This is a genomic window from Pseudomonas sp. LBUM1657 (assembly GCF_059716075.1).
The window spans coordinates 5,525,534-5,550,627 of record NZ_CP166799.1; the positions used below are offsets into that span (position 1 = coordinate 5,525,534).

General features: G+C 59.3%; 24 protein-coding genes. 6 read left to right on the top strand and 18 right to left on the bottom strand.

The window, feature by feature from the left end:
• Positions 1 to 116: 116 nt before the first annotated feature.
• Together pgeF and rluD are read right to left on the bottom strand one after the other, a co-directional pair.
• Positions 117 to 842, bottom strand: coding sequence for a peptidoglycan editing factor PgeF (gene pgeF / locus ACA055_RS25555; RefSeq protein WP_497681130.1), 726 nt, complete (start codon positions 840 to 842; stop codon positions 117 to 119).
• Positions 839 to 1,801 (bottom strand): 23S rRNA pseudouridine(1911/1915/1917) synthase RluD, encoded by a 963-nt coding sequence (gene rluD, locus ACA055_RS25560; protein ID WP_140681055.1) that lies wholly within the window; start codon positions 1,799 to 1,801, stop codon positions 839 to 841. The genes pgeF and rluD overlap by 4 nt, the downstream gene beginning before the upstream one ends.
• Before the next feature lie 151 nt (positions 1,802 to 1,952).
• On the opposite strand from rluD, the gene ACA055_RS25565 reads away from it, so the two are divergent.
• From ACA055_RS25565 to ACA055_RS25580, 4 genes are all read left to right on the top strand, one after another.
• Positions 1,953 to 2,975, top strand: coding sequence for an outer membrane protein assembly factor BamD (locus tag ACA055_RS25565; RefSeq protein WP_497681131.1), 1,023 nt, complete (start codon positions 1,953 to 1,955; stop codon positions 2,973 to 2,975).
• A gap of 125 nt (positions 2,976 to 3,100) precedes the next feature.
• Positions 3,101 to 3,334: a PP0621 family protein gene (locus ACA055_RS25570; RefSeq protein ID WP_497681132.1), complete on the top strand. Its 234-nt coding sequence runs from the start codon at positions 3,101 to 3,103 to the stop codon at positions 3,332 to 3,334.
• Positions 3,324 to 4,913, top strand: coding sequence for a sensor histidine kinase (locus tag ACA055_RS25575; protein ID WP_497681133.1), 1,590 nt, complete (start codon positions 3,324 to 3,326; stop codon positions 4,911 to 4,913). Before ACA055_RS25570 ends, ACA055_RS25575 begins: the two co-directional genes overlap by 11 nt.
• A complete protein-coding gene (locus tag ACA055_RS25580; RefSeq protein ID WP_497681134.1) occupies positions 4,910 to 6,256 on the top strand; it encodes a sigma-54-dependent transcriptional regulator in 1,347 nt (448 codons plus the stop codon). Before ACA055_RS25575 ends, ACA055_RS25580 begins: the two co-directional genes overlap by 4 nt.
• A 131-nt stretch (positions 6,257 to 6,387) precedes the next feature.
• Here ACA055_RS25580 and thiO read toward each other — a convergent pair whose 3' ends face one another.
• Genes thiO through ACA055_RS25615 form a run of 7 tightly spaced genes read right to left on the bottom strand, consistent with a single transcriptional unit; the run spans position 6,388 to position 13,183 of the window.
• On the bottom strand, positions 6,388 to 7,488 hold the full coding sequence (gene thiO, locus ACA055_RS25585; protein WP_497681135.1) for a glycine oxidase ThiO: 1,101 nt from the start codon (positions 7,486 to 7,488) through the stop codon (positions 6,388 to 6,390).
• A gap of 55 nt (positions 7,489 to 7,543) precedes the next feature.
• Positions 7,544 to 7,945 carry a type IV pilin protein gene (locus tag ACA055_RS25590; RefSeq protein WP_497681136.1) on the bottom strand — a complete coding sequence of 134 codons (402 nt, stop codon included), beginning with the start codon at positions 7,943 to 7,945 and terminating at the stop codon, positions 7,544 to 7,546.
• A 14-nt stretch (positions 7,946 to 7,959) separates the two neighbouring features.
• Positions 7,960 to 11,067: a pilus assembly protein gene (locus ACA055_RS25595; RefSeq protein WP_497681137.1), complete on the bottom strand. Its 3,108-nt coding sequence runs from the start codon at positions 11,065 to 11,067 to the stop codon at positions 7,960 to 7,962.
• A complete protein-coding gene (locus tag ACA055_RS25600; RefSeq protein ID WP_497681138.1) occupies positions 11,054 to 11,542 on the bottom strand; it encodes a pilus assembly PilX family protein in 489 nt (162 codons plus the stop codon). Before ACA055_RS25600 ends, ACA055_RS25595 begins: the two co-directional genes overlap by 14 nt.
• Before the next feature lie 11 nt (positions 11,543 to 11,553).
• Complete coding sequence (locus ACA055_RS25605) at positions 11,554 to 12,267, bottom strand: PilW family protein (protein WP_497681139.1); 714 nt, start codon at positions 12,265 to 12,267, stop codon at positions 11,554 to 11,556.
• Positions 12,264 to 12,713, bottom strand: a complete 450-nt coding sequence (gene pilV / locus ACA055_RS25610) for a type IV pilus modification protein PilV (protein WP_497681140.1) — start codon at positions 12,711 to 12,713, stop codon at positions 12,264 to 12,266. Before pilV ends, ACA055_RS25605 begins: the two co-directional genes overlap by 4 nt.
• Positions 12,710 to 13,183 (bottom strand): GspH/FimT family pseudopilin, encoded by a 474-nt coding sequence (locus tag ACA055_RS25615; RefSeq protein ID WP_497681141.1) that lies wholly within the window; start codon positions 13,181 to 13,183, stop codon positions 12,710 to 12,712. The genes pilV and ACA055_RS25615 overlap by 4 nt, the downstream gene beginning before the upstream one ends.
• A gap of 131 nt (positions 13,184 to 13,314) precedes the next feature.
• Here ACA055_RS25615 and ACA055_RS25620 point away from each other — a divergent pair, with 131 nt between their 5' ends.
• Positions 13,315 to 13,857 (top strand): GspH/FimT family pseudopilin, encoded by a 543-nt coding sequence (locus tag ACA055_RS25620; protein WP_497681142.1) that lies wholly within the window; start codon positions 13,315 to 13,317, stop codon positions 13,855 to 13,857.
• On the opposite strand, the gene ispH is transcribed toward ACA055_RS25620, so the two are convergent.
• From ispH to murJ, 6 genes are all read right to left on the bottom strand, one after another.
• Positions 13,834 to 14,781 carry a 4-hydroxy-3-methylbut-2-enyl diphosphate reductase gene (gene ispH / locus ACA055_RS25625; RefSeq protein ID WP_497681143.1) on the bottom strand — a complete coding sequence of 316 codons (948 nt, stop codon included), beginning with the start codon at positions 14,779 to 14,781 and terminating at the stop codon, positions 13,834 to 13,836. The genes ACA055_RS25620 and ispH overlap by 24 nt on opposite strands.
• A gap of 162 nt (positions 14,782 to 14,943) precedes the next feature.
• Positions 14,944 to 15,381 carry an FKBP-type peptidyl-prolyl cis-trans isomerase gene (gene fkpB, locus ACA055_RS25630; protein ID WP_497684489.1) on the bottom strand — a complete coding sequence of 146 codons (438 nt, stop codon included), beginning with the start codon at positions 15,379 to 15,381 and terminating at the stop codon, positions 14,944 to 14,946.
• Between the two features lie 7 nt (positions 15,382 to 15,388).
• Positions 15,389 to 15,901 carry a signal peptidase II gene (gene lspA, locus ACA055_RS25635; RefSeq protein ID WP_497681144.1) on the bottom strand — a complete coding sequence of 171 codons (513 nt, stop codon included), beginning with the start codon at positions 15,899 to 15,901 and terminating at the stop codon, positions 15,389 to 15,391.
• Positions 15,894 to 18,725, bottom strand: a complete 2,832-nt coding sequence (gene ileS, locus ACA055_RS25640; protein WP_497681145.1) for an isoleucine--tRNA ligase — start codon at positions 18,723 to 18,725, stop codon at positions 15,894 to 15,896. The genes lspA and ileS overlap by 8 nt, the downstream gene beginning before the upstream one ends.
• Complete coding sequence (gene ribF, locus ACA055_RS25645) at positions 18,726 to 19,676, bottom strand: bifunctional riboflavin kinase/FAD synthetase (RefSeq protein ID WP_497681146.1); 951 nt, start codon at positions 19,674 to 19,676, stop codon at positions 18,726 to 18,728.
• A 129-nt stretch (positions 19,677 to 19,805) separates the two neighbouring features.
• Positions 19,806 to 21,344 carry a murein biosynthesis integral membrane protein MurJ gene (murJ, locus tag ACA055_RS25650; protein ID WP_497681147.1) on the bottom strand — a complete coding sequence of 513 codons (1,539 nt, stop codon included), beginning with the start codon at positions 21,342 to 21,344 and terminating at the stop codon, positions 19,806 to 19,808.
• 252 nt (positions 21,345 to 21,596) lie between these two features.
• Here murJ and rpsT point away from each other — a divergent pair, with 252 nt between their 5' ends.
• Positions 21,597 to 21,875, top strand: a complete 279-nt coding sequence (gene rpsT / locus ACA055_RS25655; protein ID WP_008154937.1) for a 30S ribosomal protein S20 — start codon at positions 21,597 to 21,599, stop codon at positions 21,873 to 21,875.
• Positions 21,876 to 22,059: 184 nt separating this feature from the next.
• Here the strand turns inward: rpsT and ACA055_RS25660 are convergent, their stop codons facing one another.
• The 3 genes from ACA055_RS25660 to cgtA all read right to left on the bottom strand — a co-directional run bounded on the left by ACA055_RS25660 (position 22,060) and on the right by cgtA (position 25,001).
• Entirely contained in the window at positions 22,060 to 22,524 is a 465-nt protein-coding gene (locus tag ACA055_RS25660) for a CreA family protein (protein WP_497681148.1), read from the bottom strand.
• Between the two features lie 11 nt (positions 22,525 to 22,535).
• A complete protein-coding gene (gene proB, locus ACA055_RS25665) occupies positions 22,536 to 23,654 on the bottom strand; it encodes a glutamate 5-kinase (protein ID WP_497684490.1) in 1,119 nt (372 codons plus the stop codon).
• A 123-nt stretch (positions 23,655 to 23,777) separates the two neighbouring features.
• Positions 23,778 to 25,001: an Obg family GTPase CgtA gene (gene cgtA, locus ACA055_RS25670; protein WP_201116282.1), complete on the bottom strand. Its 1,224-nt coding sequence runs from the start codon at positions 24,999 to 25,001 to the stop codon at positions 23,778 to 23,780.
• Positions 25,002 to 25,094: the final 93 nt, after the last annotated feature.

Here is a 25,094-nt window from a genome sequence, read left to right on the forward strand (position 1 = left end):
TTTGAGCAGGCCGGACCTATAAAACATCCTGAATGAAGAAACCTGCCAGATATCACTTAGATGTGGTCGATTCTGGGAGATTCAAGCGTCGTGACGTTGATGCAGGTCAGCTAAGTCTAGCGTTCGAGCCAGACAAGGGAGGCAAACCGACCGGTGCGTGGACTGCGGCGGTAAGAAAAGAAGCGAGGATCGTTCACGGTACAGAAACCGCCACCGTAGACCGCTGTTACACCGCGGGCAGCCAGTCGCAAACGTGCCAGCTCATAAATGTCGGCCATGAACTTGCCGGCATTTGGACTGGGTACAAAGGCTTTGGCGGCTTCAGTAAGTTGCAGAACGAAGGTTTCGCGCACTTCCGGGCCGACCTCAAAGGCTTGCGGGCCAATGGCTGGGCCGAGCCAGACCAGCACCTCGGAGGGTGGCAAATCCAGGCTGTCGAGGGTGGCTTCCAGCACGCCCGCCGCCAGCCCGCGCCAACCGGCATGGGCCGCGGCTACGCGCGTGCCGGCACGATCGCAAAACAGCGCTGGCAGGCAATCGGCGGTCATCGCCGTGCAGGCAATACCGGGGGTTGCCGTCCAACTGGCGTCGGCGGTCACTACCTGGCTTGGGTCAGCATGAGCCACGGCGATGCCGTGAACCTGTTGCAACCAGGCCGGTTGAATAGAGAAATGATCGGTCAGGCGACGGCGGTTTTCGGCAACAGCTTCGGGGCTGTCGTCGACGTGATCGCCGAGATTGAGGCTGTCGAACGGCGCCAGACTGACGCCGCCCGCACGGGTGGTAACGCAGGCTTTCACCCCGGCAGGCGCAGGCCAGTCGGGAATCAGCCAGTCACTCATCCGATGAACGCCTCGCGGTCTTGCTTGAGCAGTGTCAGCAACCAGACAAAATCGTCCGGAAGTGGCGATTCCCAGCTCATGCGTTTACCGGTGGTCGGGTGATCCAGCTCCAGGAACCGCGCATGCAGCGCCTGACGCGGGAACGCCTTCAACGATTCGACCATGGTCACACTGGCTGCCGGCGGGATGCGGAAGCGACCGCCGTAGGCAGGGTCTCCGACCAACGGGAAGTTGATGTGGGCCATGTGCACACGAATCTGGTGCGTACGACCGGTTTCCAGCTTCACCCGCACGTGAGTGTGGGAGCGGAAACGCTCGAGCACGCGGTAATGGCTGACGGCTTGCTTGCCACCTTCCATGACCGCCATGCGCTGGCGTTGCTGGCCGTGACGACCGATCGGCGCGTTGATCTTGCCGCCGGCAGTCACCACACCGATCACGATGCACTCGTAGATCCGGCTGACGCTGCGGCTCTGCAACTGTGTTACCAGCTGCGTCTGAGCCTGAATGGTCTTGGCCACCACCATCAGACCGGTGGTGTCCTTGTCCAGGCGATGCACGATACCGGCGCGGGGCACATTGATGATGTCCGGCACGTGGTGCAGCAAGGCGTTGAGTAAAGTGCCATCAGCGTGACCGGCAGCCGGATGCACCACCAGGCCCGCAGGCTTGTTGATCACCAGGATGTCGTCGTCTTCATAGACGATGTCCAGCTCGATGTCTTGAGCGATCCATTCGCCCTGAGCTTCCTGCTCGGCAGTCAGTTCAAGAATGGCGCCACCATGAACGATGTCTCGCGGGCGGATAACCGCCCCATCCACAGTCAGGCGGCCGTCTTTGATCCAGGCGGAAAGGCGCGAGCGCGAGTGCTCAGCGAATAATTGTGCGGCGACTTGATCGAGGCGTTGGCCGCCCAATTCGGACGGCACCTCTGCGCGAAGTTCAATTTTATCGGACATGCTCAGACTAGGCGTCGGCACAGCCTTTGGTTTCGGCTGCGCGCTTGTGGTTAAATACGGCGTCTTTTGCCCCGAGGCTATTCAACGGGGCGCTCATCATAACAGGACGGCCCCGCCCAAGACAGCGGCCGTCATAGGGACGCAAGCCGCCATGCAAGTGAAACACCTGCTGCTGATCGCCATCCTCGCATTGACCGCTGCTTGCTCATCGAAGGAAGTCGTAGACGAAAACCTGAGTGAAGTCGAGCTGTACCAGCAGGCTCAGCAGGATCTGGACAACAATAACTACACCAGTGCCACAGCCAAGCTGAAGGCCCTGGAGTCGCGTTATCCGTTCGGTCGCTATGCTGATCAGGCTCAACTCGAGCTCATCTACGCCAACTACAAGAACACCGAGCCAGAGGCTGCGAAGTCCGCTGCCGAGCGTTTCATTCGTCTGCACCCCCAGCATCCGAACGTGGATTACGCTTACTACCTCAAGGGTCTGACGTCTTTCGACCAGGACGTTGGCCTGCTGGCGCGCTTCCTGCCGCTGGACATGACCAAGCGTGACCCGGGTGCCGCTCGCGACTCCTACAACGAGTTCGCCCAGCTGACCAGCCGCTTCCCGAATAGCCGCTACGCGCCGGACGCCAAGCAGCGCATGATCTACCTGCGCAACCTGCTGGCCGCCTACGAAATTCACGTTGCCGACTACTACCTGACCCGTCAGGCCTATGTCGCCGCCGCGAACCGTGGTCGTTACGTGGTGGAAAACTTCCAGGAAACACCTTCGGTCGGTGACGGCCTGGCGGTGATGACCGAAGCCTACCAACGTCTGCACCTGGACGACCTGGCCGCTACCAGCCTCGAAACCCTGAAGCTCAACTACCCGAACCACCCAAGCCTGGTGGACGGTCAGTTCGTGCCATCGGTAGACGAAGCCGACAACCGCTCGTGGTTGAGCAAGGCGACCCTGGGCCTGATCGAGTCCCGTCCGCCGCTGCCGCCGGGCGAAACCCGCGCCAACCAGGACGTGCAGAAGCAGTTCCAGGATGCCAAGGACGCGATTCCGAACGAACTCAAGCCTAAAGATGCAGACGGCGATGTGATCGAGGAAGAGGAACACGAAGCGGAAGGCAACAACGAAGACCGCTCGTGGTTCAGCTACATGACCTTCGGTGTGTTCGACTGACACCACCGGTTGCGCAAAAAGGGAGACGCTTGAGTCTCCCTTTTTTATGGCGGCGATTTATTACGCTGTGCGCTGATCATGTCAGTGGCTAAACTGCATGATCACTAGCCAAAAAGCTGCTCATCATGCTTCGTTTATTGTTCTGGATCGCTCTGATTGCCGCTGCGGTATGGTTCTGGCGCAAGTTCAAGGGCCAGGTTTCCGCGCCCAAGTCCTCTGCCGAGCTGGAGGCAGCGCCCATGGTCCGCTGCGCCCATTGCGGCGTCCACCTGCCCCGTGACCGCGCGCTTAACCTTGAACAACAGTGGTATTGCAGCCAGGCTCACCTTGAGCAAGGCCCGGGCTCCAGTGATCGCTGAGACGTCCAGTCCCGGCAGCAAACAGGCCCAGCGACTGCTGCGTCTCTATCATCTTTACCGTTTGAGCGTCGGCATCACCCTGGTGCTGCTGATCTCCAGCAACATGGACAACCAGTTGCTGACCTCCGCCAATGACAACTTGCTACGCAGTGGCAGCTGGTTGTACCTGGTGTTCAACATCCTGTTGGTGGTTTTCCTCGAGAACACCCGCCGCCCGGCGCAGCTGTTCAGCCTGGCGCTGGTTGACGTCCTGCTGCTGTGCGGTCTGTTCTATGCCGCTGGCGGCGTGGCCAGCGCCATCGGCAATCTATTGATCGTCTCGGTGGCCATCGGCAATACCCTGCTGCGCAGACGCATCGGCTTGTCGATAGCAGCCGTTGCCGCCATCGGCATCGTCGGCTTGAGTTTCTTTCTGAGCTTCAACCACCCGACCCGCCCCAGTGACTACCTGCAAGTCGGCACGCTCGGCGCCCTGTGTTTTGCCGCTGCATTGCTGGTACAGGGACTGATTCGGCGACTGGAGGTCAGCGAAACCCTGGCCGAGCAGCGGGCCAGCGAAGTCGTCGGCCTCGAGAACCTTAATGCGCTGATCCTGCAACGCATGCGCACCGGCATCCTGGTGCTCGACGACCAGCGGCGGGTTCAACTGGCCAACCACAGCGCGTTGGCCATGTTGGGGCGCGACAGCCTCGAAGGCGAACTGATCGACGACCACTCACCCACCCTGGTCGAACGCCTGCAACTGTGGCTCAACAACCCGACGCTGCGCCCCCAGAGCCTGAAAGCCGTCAACAGCGGTCTGGAGCTGCAGCCGAGTTTCATTGCCCTGGACCAAAGTCCACACCACCAGACCCTGGTTTTTCTCGAAGACCTCGCTCAAATCGCGCAACAGGCCCAGCAATTGAAACTCGCCGCCCTTGGCCATCTGACTGCAGGTATTGCTCATGAAATCCGCAATCCATTGGGCGCCATCAGTCATGCCGCGCAGCTATTACAGGAATCAGAGGAACTGAACGGCGCGGATCGGCGTCTGACGCAGATTATTCAAGACCACTCTCAGCGAATGAATCGGGTAATCGAAAACGTCCTGCAACTGTCCCGCCGCCAGCAAACCGTACCGCAACGGCTTGATCTGAAGCCGTGGCTGGAACAGTTCGTCGCCGAAACCCGGGAACGCGCGACTGAGGGTCAACGGATACACCTGCATATCGGCTCGGGAGACTTCAAAACACTGATGGATCCGAACCAGTTGACGCAGATTCTCGACAATCTGTTACGCAACGCCTGGCGCCATAGCGCCCTGACCCACGATCAGGCGCAGGTCTGGCTTGAGCTGTTTATCGCCCCCGACAGCCAGCTTCCGGTCCTGGAAATCCTGGACAATGGTCCCGGCGTGGCGCCGGATCATCAGCCACATCTGTTCGAACCCTTCTTCACCACCAGCACTCAAGGCACTGGCCTGGGGCTGTATCTGTCCCGTGAGCTGTGCGAAAGCAACCAGGCCCGCCTAGACTTCAATCCACGCCAAGGCGGCGGCTGCTTTCGCATCACCTTTGCTCACGGACGGAAACAAAGTTGAACATCAGCCCACAGCAAAAAGTCCTGATCGTCGACGACGAGCCGGATATCCGCGAACTCCTGGAAATCACCCTGGGAAGAATGAAACTCGATACCTTCAGCGCCCGTAACCTTGGCGAAGCCCAGGCCCTGCTGATGCGAGAAACATTCGACCTGTGCCTGACCGATATGCGCCTGCCGGATGGCACCGGCCTTGAACTGGTGCAACACATCCAGCAACGCTACCCACACGTACCGGTGGCTATGATCACCGCTTACGGCAACCTGGAAACGGCGATCAATGCCCTCAAGGCCGGCGCCTTCGATTTCCTGACCAAACCGGTGGACCTTACCCGTTTGCGGGAACTGGTCAGCAGCGCCCTGCGGTTGCCTGCGCCCGGCGGCACTGGTATCGCCATCGATCGCCGACTGCTGGGCGACTCACTGCCCATGCGCGCCCTGCGCAAACACATCGACAAACTGGCCCGCAGCCAGGCGCCGGTGTATATCAGCGGCGAATCCGGCAGCGGCAAGGAATTGGTCGCCCGGCTGATCCACGAGCAAGGGCCACGTGCCAACCAACCGTTCATCCCGGTCAATTGCGGGGCGATCCCATCGGAACTGATGGAAAGTGAATTCTTCGGGCATCGCAAAGGCAGCTTCAGCGGTGCCTTTGAAGACAAACCCGGACTGTTCCAGGCCGCCCACGGCGGCACCCTGTTCCTCGACGAAGTGGCTGATTTGCCGTTGGCGATGCAGGTCAAGCTGCTGCGGGCGATTCAGGAGAAAGCCGTGCGCAGTGTCGGAGGGCAGCAGGAAGTCGTGGTCGATGTACGCATACTCTGCGCGACCCACAAAGACCTCGACGCCGAAGTCGCCGCCGAGCGTTTTCGCCAGGATTTGTACTACCGGCTGAACGTGATCGAGCTACGGGTTCCGCCCTTGCGCGAACGCCGCGATGACATCGAACTTCTGGCCAGTCATGTGCTCAAGCGCCTGGCAGCTGGCACTGGCCAACCCGCGGCAAAACTCCACCCACAAGCGCTGGATGCGCTGAAAAGCTACCGCTTTCCGGGCAACGTGCGGGAACTTGAAAACATGCTCGAACGAGCTCACACCTTGTGCGAAAACAAGCAGATCGAAGCCAGCGATCTGCGCCTGGCAGAAGGCAACTGCAACCCGGAAGGGGGCGTACCGGACCTGACGCAGATCGACAATCTGGAAGACTATCTGGAAAACGTTGAACGCAAACTCATTCTCCAGGCCCTGGAAGAAACCCGCTGGAATCGCACGGCGGCAGCTCAGCGGTTGAATCTTTCATTCAGGTCGATGCGATATCGGCTCAAGAAATTGGGACTGGATTGAGGGCCCTTTCGCGAGCAAGCCCGCTCCCACATTGGATCTTATGCGAACACATTATTTGTGAATGGCAAAGATCAACTGTGGGAGCGGGCTTGCTCGCGAAGACTATCTGACAGACAACAAAGACTCTGCGATCAGATTCGCCCGGTCGGGGCATAGGGCGCAGGATCAATAATCGGCTCACGCCCCAGCATCACATCCGCAAACAACTGACACGACGCCGGCGCCAGCACCAACCCGTTGCGGTAATGCCCGCAATTGAGCCAGAGCCCATCAAACCCCGGCACCCGGCCAATGTAAGGAATCCCCTCTGGCGAACCCGGTCGCAACCCGGCCCAATGCCCGACCACCTCGGCATCGGCCAGAGCGGGAATCAATTCGATCGCCGACGCCTTCAGACTCTCCAACGCAGAGCCGGTCGGCGTCTTGTCGTAGCCTTCATGCTCCAGCGTACTGCCAATCAGAATGTGCCCGTCGCGCCGGGGGATTGCATAACGCCCCTTGGCCAGCACCATGCTCGCCAGGAAGTCCGCAGCGCACTTGTAGAGAATCATCTGTCCTTTCACCGGCTCGACCGGCAAGTCCAGCCCCAGGCTTTTGAGTAAATCACCGCTCCAGGCACCTGCGGTCAGAACCACTTGATCACCATGAACAGGCCCCGTGGAAGTTTGTACGCCAACCACCGTAGCGCCTTCGCGGATAAAACCGCTGACTTCGCAGTGTTCATGAATCGTCACGTTCGGCAGTGCCAGCAATGCCGCCCTGAGAGATTTCACCAGCCGCGGATTACGCACGTTCGCCACATCGGCCATGTAGATAGCGCGCGAAAACCCTGTACCCAGCACCGGTACTGCGTCGTGCGCCGCCGAGATATCCACAGCCCGCAACGGTCGGTTTTCCCGCTTGGCCCAGGCCAGAGCCTCAGCTTCATCATCCAGATCCAGCCAGTACAACCCGGTGGTATGCACCTCGGGATCGACACCGGTAGCAGCAAACAGCCGCTCGCCCAACTGTGGATAAAAATCCTGGGACCAGTGAGCCAACGCGGTGACCGCCGGGCTGTAGCGCCACGGGTAGAGCGGCGAAACGATGCCACCACCGGCCCAGGATGACTCCTGACCGACGTTCGAGCGATCCAGCAGCACAACGCTCTGCACTTCGGACGCCAGATTGAATGCCGTCAGCAAACCAATCACCCCGCCGCCGACAATCACCACTTGCTGTTGCCTGGTCATGTTCTGATCCAACCGATAAATAGACAGAGGACGCAAAAGGCGTCCGAAAAAAAACTCAGCGACCCCAGCAATCCTTGGTAGTCAGGCCGCTCGTCGCACCCGCCATGCCTCTGACGCCTGTGTTGGTGAGGGTGAAATCCCCACATTTGTCAGTCGCCATGGCTGTGCCAGACTTGCGCGCCGCCGTCAGCAGGAAGGTCTGGTCGGTCAGGGTCGGGGTGATGGTGTAGAAGTCGTTGCCGGCGCTGAGGCCGGTGGCATTGGTGTAGACATTATTCTTCGAGTAAAACCGTTCAAGAATTTGCGCCTGCTCGGAGAGCAGCCCGGCCACTTCGGTGCGACGGCCTTTTTTCACGTATTCGGTGAGGCTTGGGTAGCCAATGGTGATGACAATCCCGATGATCGCAATCACGATCATGATTTCGATCAGGGTAAAACCTCGGTTGGATCTGCGCATGCCTCAACTCTCACTTACTGTATTTGTCGCCACATGATACGGCGGCTGCCACCACCGGATTTTTCCACCAGGGTGGAAATGCCGCCACTGGAATCGTTCACGATCTTGCGGCTCGCGCCGTTGACGATGGCGTTCAGGGTCGGGATACCGCCGGTAAAGATCACCCCGCTGGACACCGTGTCAGTGCTGTCGACCAACCCGTCGCCATTGCTGTCGAGCACCGCGTAGTTGAGCATCTTACCGCTGAACGCATCCAGTTCGACCAATTTGCCGGTACCGAAGCTGGCACAGGGGTCAGTGGTGTCCACACTGGCCGTGGTAAAGACAATCCGCCCCAGCACCAGACTGGCTTGGTTGATCACCCGTTCGCCGGTCAGCGCGCTGCTGTACACCAGCGGCAGGTACCAGCCTTTCTCCGCCGGATAGGTCACCTCGTTCTGGCTGGTGGTGATGAATTGCCCGCTGCTGCCGGAAAACACCCCCGTCACCGCCTGGGCCTGCAAACTGGACGTGGTGATCTGCCCGGAGCCACCGTCCGCATCCCATACGGCGTAAAACGCCTGCAAATCCTTGTTGGTCTTGTCGGCAGTCTCATTGAATTTACCGGTGCCGAAAAATACTTCCTTGCCGCCCAGAGCGTTGTCCGCCAGCAATGGCTGCGTGGTGATCGGCTGGCTGGCACCGCCAGCGGTGGTAAACAACGGCTTGCCGGAGAATGCGACGCGCCAGGTGTCCGTGGTGGTGCCACTCAAATCAAACTTCCATAGCCGCCCCTTCAAGTCGCCGCCATAGGCTGCCTGCACCACATTCTGCGAGTTGACCTTGAGTTCCACCGAGGACAGGCCATTAGTGGTTTCAGTGCTGTCGACGACGATTTTCTTGATCAGAGAACCGTCGCGGATATCCACCACGTACAACGCCGCCACTCCCGAATTGCTGCCATAACCATTGGAAATGAACGCTGCCCATCGACCGTCGGCCAAGCGTGCCACTTCCGGGCGGGCGTAGGCATAACCCAGATCATTGAAAACGTTCGCGGTATTGGCGGTGGTCGGCGCGCTGATCTCCCAGAGCGCCTTGGTCACATTGCCCGCTGAGGCGTCGAACAACTGCAACGCGTAGAAGGTCCTGCCTCCCGCCCCTGTTCCGCCCAATGCCAAAGTTTTCCAGGCGCTGTTGAGCTGGGCATCGAACACACCCACCTGGCCGTCCACCAGAAACTTGTGACTGACGCCGTTGATATAGTTGGTATCGGCGATCAAACGCAGCGATGGCAACACGCTGGAAGGCATGTAGGCGTAACGCCGGGCGCCATTGCTCGTGTTGATGACGTTTACAAAGCCGTCGTTGGCGTTCACCACGAGGCTGGCGCTCATGTTGGTCGCTTTGGTGGCCAGGTAGGTGCTGTAGGTGGTGTCGCCCGACAGATCGGATGCGGTTTTATCCGTGGGTGAAGCCAGCGCCAAGGGTGAATTGATGATGTCGCCAAGTAGCACACTGCGCACTTTCAGACCGGTCTTGTTGGTGCCCTTGCTCCACTCCACCAGGTCGCTGCCGGTGATGCCCGTGGGCAAACTCTGGCTGAGGGATGTCTGCTGGGCCGGGGAGAAATTGCTAAAGGCCAGTGTCACGGCGGCGTTGGTCAGGGTGTTCCAGGATTGATAGGTCGGGGCCGTGGCTCCGGGCACGATGGCGGTGTCGGTGGTCCACAGCACCGAAGCGGTATTGACCGCGCCGCTGGAGGTAAAACCGTAAGACTTGATCGTTCCGCGCCAGTCCTTGGGATCGTAACTGGTCTGGAAGTATTGTGTGCCGCTGGCCAGTGTGGTGCTGCTGGTGACGCCACTGCCGCCGGAGCCCGCCTTGGAGGTGATGTCGCTCAGTGCGGACGACAACGCGGCGTTGAGGCCGGCACTATCGGTGGCCTGGTAATACTTGCCCTGACCGTAAGTGGCGGCGTCCGACAACATCTGGTTCGCGGCGGTGAAACCTACGGTGTAGGTGTTCATGTTCTGCTTGGGGAAGTCCACGGCATTCCAGTTTTTGCCGGAGGCATCGGTACCGGTTGTGCGCATGTCGATGTCGAAGGCGAACTTGGCGATGTCGTCCAGATACAAGGTGTCGCCTTCAGTGTCACCGCTCAGGTTGTCGCCATCGTTATTCACGCCATCCCAGTTGGGCAAACGAGCACCACCCAGCGGATCGGAGGTCGGAAACGTCCGGTCAAACGTCGGCAAGCCATCGGTGATCACCACGCCATAGTTTTTCTGGCAGCGATACTGGATCGGGCTGGTATAGGTGGAAGGTGTCGAGTTGTAGTACGGCGCCAGGCCGCGCATGTACCGGGTGATCTCGTAGTAAGCCTCAGCCAACGGGGTATTGGCGATTGCGCTCAAACCATCGATCGATGAAATCAGGTTATTGAAGTTAGTTTGCGCCTGACCTTGGGTGACGCTGCCGACAGGAGACAGATCACTGACAGCGCGGGCAATAAACCCGCCGGGACCGGAGTTACTGCCGGTGGGCGGATTGAACGTCGCCAGCCCGATACGCAGCTCGCGATTACTGTTGACCAGTTCGGTGGAAACTTCCTTCGCTACGTTCATTCGGTATTCGTTGGGAATCGCCCCGGTTCCAGTGGTGAAATTCCGGTCAGAGCCATTCGCCAAGCCCACCAGGTATGACAAATAGTTAGCCGTATAACGCGTGTTTTCATTGCCAACAGGGTCCGGTAACTTCAGGCAGATAGACGAGAGACCTAGAAAACCGCGATAAAAACCATACCAGTTGCCGCTGGTGGAACAGCCTCCACGATTGAGGCTCGACAGGATGATATTGGTATCGCTCATGTCCAGACCCTGACCACTGAAACATGATGTGTTGGAACTGCAATTGGCGATCTGCGCACGGTTGACCCTCGGATCGAAACCCGGCGCCCAAATGATGTTGTTCATGCTCCCCGAGTCATCGATCAACAGCATCACGTTCGGCGCGACTGCAGCGGCGCTCAACAGGGGTGATTCCGAGGGTGTGAAGGCATATGCCGGCGCCGACAGATAAAGACCCGCCAGCATGCCGCAAAGCAGCTGCCACAACCCGGCGCGCCTCTCAGTACTTCGCATAAATACTCTCCACCACACTGCGTGAGTTACGCGAGGTGCCCGGGAAACCTACGGCGGTCACCCGGTACAGCGTTGCCGAGGTGTTGCTCGGCACATTCACGGCGGTCAGGGTGGTGCCGATATTCTGCACACCGTAATAACCGTTGCCGGCGGCGATCCACGTCACCCCCGAGGTGGAATTGAAGCCGGCAGCGGTGATTGAAGACGACTCGGCCGGCGGCGCGCATTGGCTGGTGCCGCTGCAGACCGGCAACGTATAGGTGTCCACTTGCACCGCACTTTCGCCGATGCGCAACGCGGCTTCGGCGCTCTGGAATGACTGATTGCGCAAGGTCACGCTACCGGCCATTTTTTCCTGCAGCGTGGCGTTCTGCATGGATGAAAGACCAATCAACGTCAGCAACAGGAGAAACACCAGGCTGACCAGCAGCGCCATGCCGCGCTGGGAGTGGGTGGTCATGGGTGAAAAATTCATCGGCCCTCCCCTCATGGCAACCGGTTGCGTAATGCGGCAACCACGTTGAAGGTTTGATTGCGTACCCGGTTGTTCGGGTCGGTAAGCGTCAATTTCAGGCGCACACTCCGGATGCGCGCGGGGTCCGACGGATTGGTGCTGTAACTGGAGGCCGCCGAATCGGTGGCCGAACTGGCGAGACCGAAGCTCACCTCGAAGGCACTGACGTGGTCCACCAGCACCTGCTGTGTCGGCGTACCGGGGCCGACACCCATTGTCAGTTGCCCATTCTTCAAGCTGTAGATCAGCCGCCGAATCGGAAATGCCAATTGCCCCGATGCGGGACTCCGCACGCCGGTGTACGCCGTCGCCGTGTTTCGACAGTCGGAAACCACCGTCCAGTTCGGCGTCCCGCCATTGCTGCCGACATCGGCGGTCACCATCGTCAGCTTGAGGTTGGCGTTGTCCCAACTGATCGGCGTGACCTGTACAGCGTTGAAATCACCTGCCGAACTGGCATCGGTGATCGTCCCCAGGCAGCCGAACATACCGACCATGCGGATTTCCTGAATCAACTTGCTTAGCACGAAACGCGCGTCTTCCTGCATGCTCGCAGCCGTGTTCTGGCTGACGTAGGTGTTCTTCGATGCGATGAAGATCTGTGCAACGCCCAGGACCACAACCAGGCTTAGCGCGAGGGCGATCAGTAACTCGATCAGGCCGAAGCCTCTATTGAAGCGGCTCACGGGGTTGCCACCGGGTCGACGGTAGCGCGACTGGTGAGGACGAAGCTACGACGCGAATTAGCGGTGTTCGCGGCCCGCGAGTCGTCCCAGGTGATGGTGATGGTGTATACCCGCTGGTTGAGAGCAACACTGCCGGTAGCGGTGGCGCCGCCGAAGCTGACGATGTTGGTGGTGAAGTCGTAGAGGTCCTGATCCCGCGCGACGCTCAAGTTCCCCGAGGTCGGTGGCGTGACGGTGTAGTCGGCGCCGGAGTTGGCGCGAATGCGGTCCATCATGTCGTAGGCGATAAAACTGGCCTGACTGGTCATCCGCGAACTGTCAGTGTATTTCAGCGCATTCAGCTGAATTGCCGCTGCCCCCAACAGGCCCACGCTCAGAATCAACAACGCAACCAAGACTTCGATCAGCGTCATGCCCTCCTGTGCACGCTTGCTCCATCCCCTCATCCGCAACTTCCACCCAATAGAATTCGTCCGTTCAAACACACGTTCAGCGTCCTGCTTTGCGCCCCCAGTACATAACTGATCACCACCGCCGTAGACGGTGCCGACAAGCCGCCCAGATTGTTGAAATCGATGGCGGTCACTCCAGAGGTTAGCGTCAGAGTTGCCCCGCTGCTCATCGCTGGAACAACCCGCAATATATTGGCCGGATTGCCAGTACCGTCATAAACCGTCAATTCCCCAGTCCAGACCGCGCCACCCGCCGTCGGCCGAATACGGGTGGTGACGCCCCGGTCGATCGCTTCAAGCCGGGCGAAATTCAGACCGCGTTGCAGATCGCCGATCTCGGTGTCGGCCTTGGTGCCTTGCACCGAACGGGTAAACGCCGGAACAGCCAGGGTGATCAGGACCAGAAAAACCGCGAGCGCGACCAGCAACTCGATCAGCGTGAAACCTTTTGTACGATGATCCATCGGTGCCCTCCGTTGCCGTCGGCTATACCTGCTTCTACACGCTAGAACATTCGACCGGCAGATGTTCGGCTGTTTTGCCATTACTCGCGCAGGGATCGCGCGGGCTGCCGCACTCCAGGGAGGGAGAGGTCATGCATCAGCAAGGTTTCAGCCTGATCGAACTGCTCATGGGACTGACGATTGTCGGGATTGTTCTGCACCTGGTCAGTCCGGCGGTCGCTGCGCTCGCGGAATCGAACCAGCGTGAGGAGGCAGCGTACTCTCTTGTCGGAGGTATGCGCAGCGCCAGAAGCGAAGCGATCGCGCGCAACCAGACAGTTGTCATTCACGGCATCAACGGGGACTGGGGCCAGGGCTGGCGAATTATTCTGGATGAGAATGGCAAAGGGCATGAGGACAGCAGCAATCCTCTGCTGGTCGAGCGCCAGAGTGGCACTCGGGTGCCGATTTTCGGCAATCACTACGTCAAGACCGCCGTACGATTCAGCCATCTGGGCGAACCGTTGTACGGGGGCTTTCAATCGGGAACATTACACATTTGCGCAGCCCGCGAGCCGGTGAGTCAGCTCCAGGTGGTGCTGGCCCCGAGCGGTCGCGTCAGCCTGCGCAACAAAAAGACTGCGCAGGCGTTATGCGTGGGAGGAGAAAACTCAGAGCAGCGAGCGGACCCGTAGCTCTTTAGGCATGGAGAACGTGATGTTTTCCTCGCGACCAGCCAACTCATCGGCACCGGTAGCGCCCCACGCCTGCAACTGTTGGATCACGCCACGGACCAGGACTTCTGGTGCGGAGGCTCCCGCGGTGATGCCGATCCGCTCGACACCATCAAACCAGCTCTTTTGCAGGTCTTCAGCGCCGTCGATCAGGTAAGCCGGGGTGTCCATGCGCTCAGCGAGTTCACGCAGGCGATTGGAGTTGGAGCTGTTCGGGCTGCCGACCACCAACACCACGTCGCATTCGTCGGCCAGTTGCTTGACCGCGTCCTGACGGTTTTGTGTGGCGTAGCAGATGTCGTCCTTGCGCGGTCCACCGATGGCCGGGAAGCGCGTACGCAGGGCGTCGATGACGCGGCTGGTGTCGTCCATGGACAAGGTGGTCTGGGTTACGAACGCCAGTTTTTCCGGGTTGTTCACTTGCAACGCAGCAACGTCTTTCTCGTCTTCGACCAGGTAAATCGCACCACCGTTGCTGGCATCGTACTGGCCCATGGTGCCTTCGACTTCCGGGTGACCGGCATGGCCGATGAGAATGCACTCACGGCCGTCGCGGCTGTACCGCGCGACTTCGATGTGCACCTTGGTCACCAGCGGGCAGGTTGCGTCGAACACCTTCAGGCCACGACCGGCTGCTTCGGTACGCACAGCCTGGGAAACCCCATGGGCACTGAAGATCACGATGACGTCATCCGGCACCTGATCCAGCTCTTCGACGAAGATCGCTCCGCGAGCGCGCAGGTCTTCGACGACGAACTTGTTGTGAACCACTTCGTGGCGCACATAAATCGGCGGCCCGAAGACTTCCAGGGCGCGGTTGACGATTTCGATCGCCCGGTCCACACCGGCGCAGAAGCCACGGGGGTTGGCGAGTTTGATTTGCATGCTGTGCCTCGTGTCTTGCGCGCAAGAAATAGCGAAAACAGTGAAAAACTTAATGTAGGAGCGGGCTTGCTCACGAAGAGGGCTGCACATTCAACATTGATGTTGACTGACACTACGCCTTCGCGAGCAAGCCCGCTCCCACACTAGACCGAATTTGGTCAGTTACAGCGATATTACGCTGATGATCTCAACGTCAAAGGTCAATGTCTTGCCGGCCAGCGGGTGGTTGAAGTCGATGGTCACTTGCGCATCATCGAACTCTTTCACAACGCCAGGCAGCTCAGTATTGGCCGCATCGTTGAAGATCACCAACAAGCCCGGCGACAGTTCCATGTCCTTGAACTGCGAGCGCGGGATGATCTGTACGTTTTGCGGGTTAGGCTGGCCAAAAGCGCTTTCCGGCGCAATCGTCAGCGTACGCTTGTCGCCAGCCTTGAAGCCGAACAGTGCTGCTTCGAAACCTGGCAACAGGTTGCCATCACCGACCTTGAAGGTCGCCGGTGCCTTGTCGAAGGTACTGTCGACGGTGTCGCCGTTCTCCAGGCGCAATGCAAAGTGCAAGGTGACTTCCGTGTTCTGGCGGATGCGTTGCTCAGCCAATACCTGTTCAGTCATGAACGGTTTCTCCGGTCTTCTTACTTTTGAACATATCCAGTGCCAGCATCACGGCACCGACGGTAATTGCACTGTCGGCAAAGTTGAACGCCGGGAAATACCAGCGGTTCTGCCAATGCACCAGAATGAAATCGATCACATGGCCGTAGGCAATACGGTCATACAGATTGCCCAGCGCACCACCCAGCACCAGCGCCAGTGCGACGGCCAGCCAGGTTTCGTTGCGCCCAAGACGCTTGAGCCAGACCACCAGCACGACACTGACCACGACCGCGATCAGGGCAAACAACCAGCGCTGCCAGCCTGAGCTATCGGCCAGAAAGCTGAACGCCGCGCCCGTGTTGTAAGCCAGGGTCCAGCTGAAGTAATCGGGGATCACCACGATTTGCTGGTACATCTTCAGCGAGCCTTCGAAGTAAAACTTGCTGGCCTGGTCAATGACCAGGACCAGCAAACTCAACCAAAGCCAGCTCAGCCGTCCGAAACGGCCAACACCATTAGGCATAGTGACGAACCTCGCCAGCGCCGCTGATGTTGTCGACGCAACGACCGCAGATTTCCGGATGTTCCGGGTTCACGCCGACGTCTTCACGGCAGTGCCAGCAACGGGCGCACTTGGCGTGGCTCGACTTGACTACTTTGAGCTTCAGACCGGCAACTTCAGTGACCACCGCGTCCGCCGGCGCTTGCACGAGCGGTGCAACACTGGCGGTCGAGGTGATCAGCACGAAGCGCAGTTCGTTGCTCAGCTTGGCCAGGTCGGCGCTCAGGGCTTCTTCGGCGAACAGCGTCACTTCGGCTTGCAGGTTGCCACCGACAGCCTTGGCCGCGCGCTGGATTTCCATTTCCTTGTTGACCGCCACCTTCACCGCCATGATCCGCTCCCAGTAGGCGCGGTCCAGCTCGACGCCTTCCGGCAGTTCGGTCAGCCCTTCGTACCAGGTGTTGAGCATCACCGATTCGTTGCGCTCGCCCGGCAGGTATTCCCACAGTTCGTCCGCGGTGAATGCCAGGATCGGCGCGATCCAGCGCACCAGCGCTTCGGAGATGTGGTACAGCGCGGTTTGCGCCGAACGGCGGGCCTTGCTGTTGGCGCCAGTGGTGTACTGACGGTCCTTGATGATGTCCAGGTAGAAACCGCCCAGCTCCTGCACGCAGAAGTTGTGGATCTTGGAGTAGACGTTCCAGAAGCGGTATTCGCCGTAGTGCTCTTGCAGTTCGCGTTGCAGCAGCAGGGTGCGGTCCACGGCCCAACGGTCCAGCGCCAGCATTTCTTCGGCTGGCAGGATGTCGGTGGCCGGGTTGAAACCGGTCAGGTTCGAGAGCAGGAAGCGCGCGGTGTTACGGATACGCCGGTAGGCGTCCGCACTGCGTTGCAGGATCTGCTCGGAAACCGCCATTTCACCCGAGTAATCGGTAGAGGCAACCCACAGACGCATGATGTCGGCGCCCAGGGTGTCGTTGACCTTTTGCGGCGCGATCACGTTGCCCAGGGACTTGGACATCTTGCGGCCGGACTCGTCGACGGTGAAACCGTGAGTCAGCAGTTCGCGGTACGGAGCGTGGTTGTCGATGGCGCAACCAGTCAGCAACGACGAGTGGAACCAGCCGCGGTGTTGGTCCGAGCCTTCCAGGTACAGGTCGGCACGTGGACCGTTGTCGTGGCCCATCGGGTGCGAACCGCGCAGGACGTGCCAGTGCGTGGTCCCCGAATCGAACCAGACGTCCAGGGTGTCGCTGATCTTGTCATACTGCGGCGCTTCGTCACCGAGCAACTCGGCGGCGTCCATCTTGAACCAGGCTTCAATGCCTTCGACTTCGACGCGCTTGGCGACTTCTTCCATCAGCTCGGCGGTACGTGGATGCAATTCGCCGCTTTCCTTGTTCAGGAAGAACGGGATCGGCACGCCCCAGTTGCGCTGACGGGAGATGCACCAGTCCGGACGGTTGGCGATCATCGAGTGCAGACGCGCCTGGCCCCAGGCCGGGACGAACTTGGTCTCTTCGATAGCCTTGATCGCGCGCTGGCGCAGGGTGTCGCCAGTGGTTGGCTCTTTGTCCATGCCGATGAACCACTGCGCGGTGGCGCGGTAGATCAGCGGGGTCTTGTGGCGCCAGCAGTGCATGTAGCTGTGTTCGATGGTTTCGGTGTGCAGCAGCGCACCGACTTCGGTCAGCTTGTCGACGATGGCCGGGTTGGCCTTCCAGATGAACTGGCCGCCGAAGAACTCCAGCGACGGTACGTAAACGCCGTTGCTTTGCACCGGATTGATGATGTCGTCGTTGACCATGCCGTATTTCTTGCAGGTCACGAAGTCGTCTACGCCGTAGGCCGGCGAGGAGTGAACCACACCAGTGCCAGCGCCCAGTTCGACGTAGTCGGCCAGGTAAACCGGCGACAGGCGATCGTAGAACGGGTGACGGAAATTGATCAGTTCCAGCGCTTTACCGGTAGTGGTCGCGATGACCGAACCTTCCAGGCTGTAACGGGCCAGGCACGACTCGACCAGCTCTTCAGCCAACACCAGCAGTTTGTCGCCGACATCGACCAGGGCGTAGTTGAATTCCGGGTGAACGTTCAGCGCCTGGTTGGCCGGGATGGTCCACGGGGTGGTGGTCCAGATCACGATCGAAGCAGGCTTGCCCAGCGACGGAAGACCGAAAGCGGCAGCCAGCTCGGCTTCATCGGCAATCGGGAAGGCTACGTCGATGGTCGAGGACTTTTTGTTTTCGTACTCGACTTCCGCTTCAGCCAGGGCCGAACCGCAGTCGAAACACCAGTTCACAGGCTTCAAGCCCTTGAACACGAAACCACCCTTGACGATTTCGGCGAGCGCGCGGATTTCACCGGCCTCGTTCTTGAAGTCCATGGTCTTGTACGGGTTGGCGAAGTCGCCCAACACGCCCAGACGGATGAATTCGGATTTCTGGCCTTCGATCTGCTCGGTGGCGTAGGCACGGCAAAGTTCGCGGGTCTTGTCGGCGCCCAGGTTTTTGCCGTGGGTCACTTCGACTTTGTGCTCGATTGGCAGACCGTGGCAGTCCCAGCCCGGAACATAAGGCGCATCGAAACCCGACAGGGTTTTCGAGCGGATGATCATGTCCTTGAGAATCTTGTTCAGCGCATGACCGATGTGAATCGTGCCGTTGGCGTACGGAGGACCGTCGTGCAGAACGAACTTCGGACGATCCTTGCCAATTTCGCGCAACTTACCGTACAGGCCAATGCTGTCCCAGCGCTGCAGAATCTGCGGTTCGCGCTGAGGCAGGCCGGCCTTCATTGGGAAGGCGGTGTCCGGAAGGTTTAGCGTGGCTTTATAGTCGGTCATTTAAGGCTCTTCATTAGCGATTGGCGCTAGGTGCGACAGGGCACGGGCGGCGGCAACATCCGCATTGATCGCCGTCTTAAGCGCCTCCAGAGAGGCGAAACGCTGCTCTTCACGCAGCTTGTGGTGGAAAACCACCGTCAAACGCCGGTCATACAGATCGCCGGCAAAATCTAAAAGATGTACTTCGAGGTGGGCTTTGCCATCACCTTGAACCGTTGGCCGCACGCCGATATTGGCGACGCCTGGCCAGGTCTTGCCGTCGATGTCGACGTTGACCAGGTAAACCCCGCTCAACGGCACGCGACGACGCTTGAGTTGTATGTTGGCCGTGGGCGTACCCAGTTGGCGCGCCAGCTTCTGGCCGTGCAAGACTCGCCCGGCAATCCGGAACGGACGACCCAGCAAACGCTCGGCCAAAGCAAAATCGGCAGCCGCCAGGGCATTGCGGACCTGGGTGCTGCTGACGCGAATGCCGTCCAGCTCGACGGTCTGCGCCGCTTCGACGGTAAAACCCTGCAGGACGCCAGCCTGTTGCAGGAAATCGAAATCCCCTACCCGGTCACAGCCGAATCGGAAGTCGTCACCGACCTCCAGGTGCTGTACGCCAAGGCCGTCCAACAGAATAGTATCGACGAATTCGCTGGCGCTGAGCTTGCTCAGTCGCTGATTGAACGCCAGGCACAGGACCCGGTCGACACCTTCCACGGCCAGCAGCTGCAATTTGTCCCGCAGACGGGCCAGGCGAGCCGGTGCCGTGTCCGGAGCGAAGAACTCCCGGGGCTGCGGCTCGAAAATCACCACGCAGCTGGGCACGCCCAACTCGATCGCACGCTCACGCAGGCGCGCCAGGATTGCCTGGTGACCACGGTGAACACCGTCAAAGTTGCCAATAGTGGCGACACAGCCCCGATGCTGGGGGCGCAGATTGTGGAGGCCTCGAACCAGCTGCATAACGCGCTTCTTGCTCATAAAGTGGTCGATTATAACCACACCCGGCGGCCGACGACAGGCAACACCGTAACCCAAAGTGATCGAGCCGACAAAACCGTCGGCCCGCCCGTGTTTATCGAGGTAAAGACCTCAGCTCAAGGCCTTGCGATTGAAGTCGCGCAAACGGAAGCCCATCAACAGCAACATACCGAAATAGGCCACCACACCAGCCGCTACCAGAGCGCCCAGGCGCAGGAACCGCTCAAGCATGTGCCCCTGATCCCAGGCCGGCATAAAGTGCATCCCGGCCAGTAATACCGCGGACATCACGATAACCGCGACCACCAGTTTGGCCCCGAACTTCGCCCAGCCCGGTTGTGGCTGGTACATCTGCTGCTTGCGCAGTTGATAGAACAGCAACCCGGCATTGATGCAGGCACCGATGCTGATGGCCAGGGCCAGACCGGCATGGGCCAGTGGACCGATCAGGACCAGGTTGAACAATTGCGTAACGATCAGGGTGAAAATCGCGATTTTTACCGGGGTACGGATGTTCTGTTGCGCATAAAAGCCCGGCGCCAGCACTTTGATCACGATAATCCCGAGCAAACCGACCGAATAGGCAATCAGCGCGCGCTGGGTCATGGAGGCATCGAACGCGTTGAACTGGCCGTACTGGAACAGCGAAACCGTCAGCGGCTCGGCCAGAATCCCCAACGCCAGGGAGCATGGCAGCACCAGCATGAAGCACAGGCGCAAGCCCCAGTCGAGGATCCGCGAGTATTCGTGGCGATCCTGGCTGGCGTAAGTCTTGGCCAGGGTCGGCAGCAAAATCGTGCCGAGGGCTACGCCCAGCACGCCGGACGGCAACTCCATCAAACGGTCGGCGTAATACATCCAGGACACGGAACCCGCGACCAGGAATGAGGCGAAGATGGTGTTGATGATCAGCGAAATCTGGCTCACCGAGACGCCGAGAATCGCGGGCAGCATCTGTTTCATCACCCGCCAGACGCCGCTATCGCGCAGGTTCAGGCGGGGCAGCACCAGCATGCCGATCTTTTTCAGGTGGGGCAGTTGATAGAGCAACTGCGCCAGACCACCCACCAGAACCGCCCAGCCCAAGGCCATGACCGGCGGATCGAAGTATGGCGTCAGGAACACCGCGAAAATGATCATGCTGACGTTGAGCAGGGTCGGCACGAAGGCCGGGACGGAGAAGCGGTTATACGTATTAAGGATCGCCCCGGCCAATGAAGACAGGGAGATCAGCAATATATAAGGAAAGGTCACTCGCAGCAGATCGGTGGTCAGCTCGAATTTTTCCGGGGTATCGGTAAAGCCGGGCGCAGTTGCCCAGATGACCCATGGCGCGGCGATGATGCCCAACGCAGTGACCAGCGCCAGCACCAGCGTCAGCAGGCCAGAGACATAGGCAATGAACGTTCGCGTCGCTTCCTCGCCCTTCTGGTTTTTATATTCGGCAAGAATCGGCACAAATGCCTGGGAAAACGCTCCTTCGGCGAAGATCCGCCGCAACAGATTGGGCAATTTGAAGGCGATAAAGAAGGCGTCTGTCGCCATCCCTGCGCCAAATGCACGCGCGATGAGGGTGTCACGGACGAACCCCAGAACCCGGGAAAGCATCGTGATAGAGCTGACGGCGGCCAACGATTTGAGCAGATTCATTGAAAGAGTTTGTGCCTGTCGATAAACAGCAGGCGAACAACGCGCCCACTTATGCGATACTCCGCGCCGCAGCAGCACAGAGCCAAAGCTCGCGAGTTTACAGGTCAAGCGCCGGAAATAAATATCCCGCCTCTTTATACCTACCACTTAGCGGAACGTCTCAACCGCCCTTGACAAGACATCAACTCATCGGCATGATTCGCGGCCTATTTTGTTTGCTATTTCCTAAAAAGTCTTTCGAGGAGCTCGACGGTGGCCAACACACCTTCCGCCAAAAAACGTGCAAAACAGGCTGAGAAGCGTCGCAGCCACAACGCCAGCCTGCGTTCCATGGTTCGTACCTACATCAAGAATGTAGTTAAAGCCATCGACGCAAAAGACGCTGAAAAAGCTCAAGCTGCTTACGTTCTGGCCGTGCCAGTTATCGACCGCATGGCCGATAAAGGCATCATCCACAAGAACAAGGCTGCTCGTCATAAGAGCCGCCTGAACGGTCACGTCAAGGCTCTGAACCTTGCTGTTGCCGCCTAAGCGATAAGCTTGTTAAAAAACCGACCTCAGGGTCGGTTTTTTATTGCCTGCGATTTAACAAACACAGCACAAAAAAATGTGGGAGCGGGTTTGCTCGCGAAAACGGTGTGTCAGGCGACATTAATGCCGACAGACACGACCTCTTCGCGAGCAAGCCCGCTCCCACATTTCGATCTGCGTCAGATTATTGGGCGTGCGCCCACGGCAGAATCGGAATCGCCGTCACCGCATTCTGCGGACTACCTTCGATTAAACGATCGCTATAGACCAGATACACCAACGTGTTGCGCTTTTTGTCGAGGAACCGCACCACCTGCATGGTCTTGAACACCAGCGATGTGCGTTCCTTGAACACCTCGTCGCCATCCTTCAGCTCGCCCTTGAAGCTGATCGGCCCAACCTGACGACAGGCAATCGACGCCTCGGCGCGATCCTCAGCCAAACCCAGACCACCCTTCACACCGCCAGTCTTGGCTCGCGAGAGGTAGCAGGTCACGCCCTCGACCTTCGGATCATCAAAAGCCTCGACGACGATACGGTCGTTCGGACCGACAAATTTGAACACCGTCGATACCTGTCCAATTTCCTCTGCCGACACCAGCAGCGGCATTGTCAGCAACAAGCCCAATAACCCCTTTGCAACGCGCATTCAGTTTTCCTTCAGACCAGAATCAGGTTATCGCGATGAACCAGTTCCGGTTCCGCCATATATCCCAACAGACCGACAATCGCTTCAGACGACTGACCGATGATTTTTTGTGCTTCCAGCGCGCTGTAATTGGCCAGGCCCCGGGCGATCTCCCGACCGTCCGGCGCCACGCAGACCACCATTTCGCCACGACGGAAACTGCCCTGGACCAATTTGACGCCCACCGGCAGCAAGCTTTTATTGCCCTGGGACAAGGCCGTGACCGCACCAGCATCCAGCACGAGCGTGCCGCGAGTTTGCAGATGCCCTGCCAGCCACTGCTTTCGCGCCGCCAGCATGCCGCGCTCAGGCGACAGCAACGTGCCAATGCGCTCGCCAGCCTTCAGACGATCCAGCACTCGCTCAAGGCGCCCACCGACGATGATCGTATGAGCACCGGAACGAGCCGCCAGCCGCGCCGCACGCAATTTGGTCTGCATGCCACCACGCCCCAGCGCACCACCAACGCCGCCCGCCACTGCATCCAGCGCAGGATCATCGGCACGCGCTTCATAAATCAGATTGGCGTTCGGATTGTTGCGTGGATCGGCGTCGAACATGCCGTCGCGATCGGTAAGGATCACCAGCAAGTCAGCCTCGACGAGGTTGGCCACCAGCGCCGCCAGGGTATCGTTGTCGCCGAAACGGATCTCGTCGGTCACCACGGTATCGTTCTCATTGATCACCGGGATAACCTTGAGCTCCACCAGCGCACGCAAGGTGCTGCGGGCGTTCAGGTAGCGCTTGCGATCAGACAGGTCGTCGTGGGTCAGGAGAATCTGCGCGGTGTGCCGGCCATGCTCGGCAAAGCTCGATTCCCAGGCCTGCACAAGCCCCATCTGGCCAATGGCGGCAGCTGCCTGCAACTCGTGCATCGCACTGGGTCGCACGCTCCAGCCAAGACGGCTCATCCCCGCCGCCACCGCCCCGGAGGACACCAGCACCAGTTCGACGCCGGCCTCATGCAACGCCACCATCTGCTCGACCCAGACACCCATTGCTGCGCGATCCAGGCCTTTGCCGTCCGCCGTCAGCAACGCGCTGCCGATCTTCACGACCCAACGCTGCGCACCTGCCACCTTGCTCCGCATCATCTTCAACCTTAGCTTGAGGACAGCGCGACCCAGCGCTGCCCGTAACGTTATTCGTGACTACCGATTTCCAGATACTAAAACGCCGCTCGATTGAGCGGCGCTTAAGTTTACTGCAACGAATCAGTCACGCACGTAAATGATTTCCGGACCGTCTTCGTCATCCACATCTTCTTCGTCCCAATCATCGTCGCCGATGTCATGGACCGACTTCACGCCGCTGCGACGCAGGGCACGCTGGTCATCCAGCGCCTGCAACTGGGCACGGGCTTCATCTTCGATGCGCTGATCGAGATCGGCCAGCTCTTCCTTGTAGGCTGGATCGTTAGCCAGGCGATCGGCGCGATCTTCCATGTAACGCATGATGTCATGGCACAGACGCTCGGTACCGAGCTTGGAGATGGCCGAGATCACATAGACCGGACCAGTCCACTCCAGGCGATCAACGATTTCCTTGACGCGAGCATCGTGCTCTTCTTCAAGGATCTGGTCGCACTTGTTCAATACCAGCCAGCGATCACGCTCAGCCAGGGACGGGCTGAACTTGGTCAGCTCGCTGACGATCACTTCCGCGGCATCCGGTGCACTGGCGTCATCCAGCGGCGCCATGTCCACGAGGTGCAGCAGCAGACGGGTACGCGACAAGTGCTTGAGGAAGCGAATCCCCAGGCCCGCGCCGTCGGAAGCACCTTCGATCAGACCTGGAATGTCCGCGACGACGAAGCTCTTCCAGCGATCGACGCTGACCACACCCAGGTTCGGCACCAAGGTGGTGAACGGGTAGTCGGCGACTTTCGGCTTGGCGGCCGACACCGAACGAATAAAAGTACTTTTGCCAGCATTTGGCAGACCCAGCAGACCGACGTCAGCCAACACCTTCATTTCCAGCTTGAGATCACGCGCCTCACCCGGCTTACCCGGAGTGGTCTGACGCGGAGCACGGTTGGTGCTGGATTTGAAACGGGTGTTGCCCAGACCGTGCCAACCACCATGAGCCACCAGCAGGCGCTGGCCAGCCTTGGTCAGGTCGCCAATCACTTCCTGAGTAGCGGAGTCGATGACGGTAGTGCCGACCGGAACACGCAGCACCAGCTCTTCACCCTTCTTGCCGGTGCAGTCGGTGCTGCCGCCGTTCGAACCGCGCTCGGCATCAAAGTGCCGGGTGTAACGGTAGTCCACCAGGGTGTTGAGGTTTTCGTCGGCGATCATGTAGACCGAGCCGCCATCACCACCGTCACCGCCGTTCGGGCCGCCGTTTTCAATAAACTTTTCGCGACGGAAGCTCATGCAACCGTTGCCGCCGTCACCGGCCTTTACTCGAATCGATACTTCATCAACAAACTTCATAACAAAACGCCTCTCGTCATACGGACGAGCCGAAAAAATCTAGACATAAGACTCTTGCAAAAATGAGCGCAGCGACCTCAATCAACGACCGCA

Excerpts from the sequence above, each read along its gene's own strand:
- lspA (WP_497681144.1), bottom strand. The coding sequence starts at position 15,901 with ATGCCTAATGGTGTTGGCCGTTTCGGACGGCTGAGCTGGCTTTGGTTG.
- rluD (WP_140681055.1), bottom strand. The coding sequence starts at position 1,801 with ATGTCCGATAAAATTGAACTTCGCGCAGAGGTGCCGTCCGAATTGGGC.
- ACA055_RS25600 (WP_497681138.1), bottom strand. The coding sequence starts at position 11,542 with ATGAATTTTTCACCCATGACCACCCACTCCCAGCGCGGCATGGCGCTG.
- ispH (WP_497681143.1), bottom strand. The coding sequence starts at position 14,781 with ATGCAAATCAAACTCGCCAACCCCCGTGGCTTCTGCGCCGGTGTGGAC.
- murJ (WP_497681147.1), bottom strand. The coding sequence starts at position 21,344 with ATGAATCTGCTCAAATCGTTGGCCGCCGTCAGCTCTATCACGATGCTT.
- proB (WP_497684490.1), bottom strand. The coding sequence starts at position 23,654 with ATGCGGAGCAAGGTGGCAGGTGCGCAGCGTTGGGTCGTGAAGATCGGC.
- ACA055_RS25615 (WP_497681141.1), bottom strand. The coding sequence starts at position 13,183 with ATGGATCATCGTACAAAAGGTTTCACGCTGATCGAGTTGCTGGTCGCG.
- cgtA (WP_201116282.1), bottom strand. The coding sequence starts at position 25,001 with ATGAAGTTTGTTGATGAAGTATCGATTCGAGTAAAGGCCGGTGACGGC.
- ACA055_RS25620 (WP_497681142.1), top strand. The coding sequence starts at position 13,315 with ATGCATCAGCAAGGTTTCAGCCTGATCGAACTGCTCATGGGACTGACG.
- ribF (WP_497681146.1), bottom strand. The coding sequence starts at position 19,676 with ATGCAGCTGGTTCGAGGCCTCCACAATCTGCGCCCCCAGCATCGGGGC.
- ileS (WP_497681145.1), bottom strand. The coding sequence starts at position 18,725 with ATGACCGACTATAAAGCCACGCTAAACCTTCCGGACACCGCCTTCCCA.
- ACA055_RS25595 (WP_497681137.1), bottom strand. The coding sequence starts at position 11,067 with ATGCGAAGTACTGAGAGGCGCGCCGGGTTGTGGCAGCTGCTTTGCGGC.
- ACA055_RS25660 (WP_497681148.1), bottom strand. The coding sequence starts at position 22,524 with ATGCGCGTTGCAAAGGGGTTATTGGGCTTGTTGCTGACAATGCCGCTG.
- ACA055_RS25590 (WP_497681136.1), bottom strand. The coding sequence starts at position 7,945 with ATGCGCAGATCCAACCGAGGTTTTACCCTGATCGAAATCATGATCGTG.
- ACA055_RS25565 (WP_497681131.1), top strand. The coding sequence starts at position 1,953 with ATGCAAGTGAAACACCTGCTGCTGATCGCCATCCTCGCATTGACCGCT.
- pgeF (WP_497681130.1), bottom strand. The coding sequence starts at position 842 with ATGAGTGACTGGCTGATTCCCGACTGGCCTGCGCCTGCCGGGGTGAAA.
- ACA055_RS25570 (WP_497681132.1), top strand. The coding sequence starts at position 3,101 with ATGCTTCGTTTATTGTTCTGGATCGCTCTGATTGCCGCTGCGGTATGG.
- thiO (WP_497681135.1), bottom strand. The coding sequence starts at position 7,488 with ATGACCAGGCAACAGCAAGTGGTGATTGTCGGCGGCGGGGTGATTGGT.
- pilV (WP_497681140.1), bottom strand. The coding sequence starts at position 12,713 with ATGAGGGGATGGAGCAAGCGTGCACAGGAGGGCATGACGCTGATCGAA.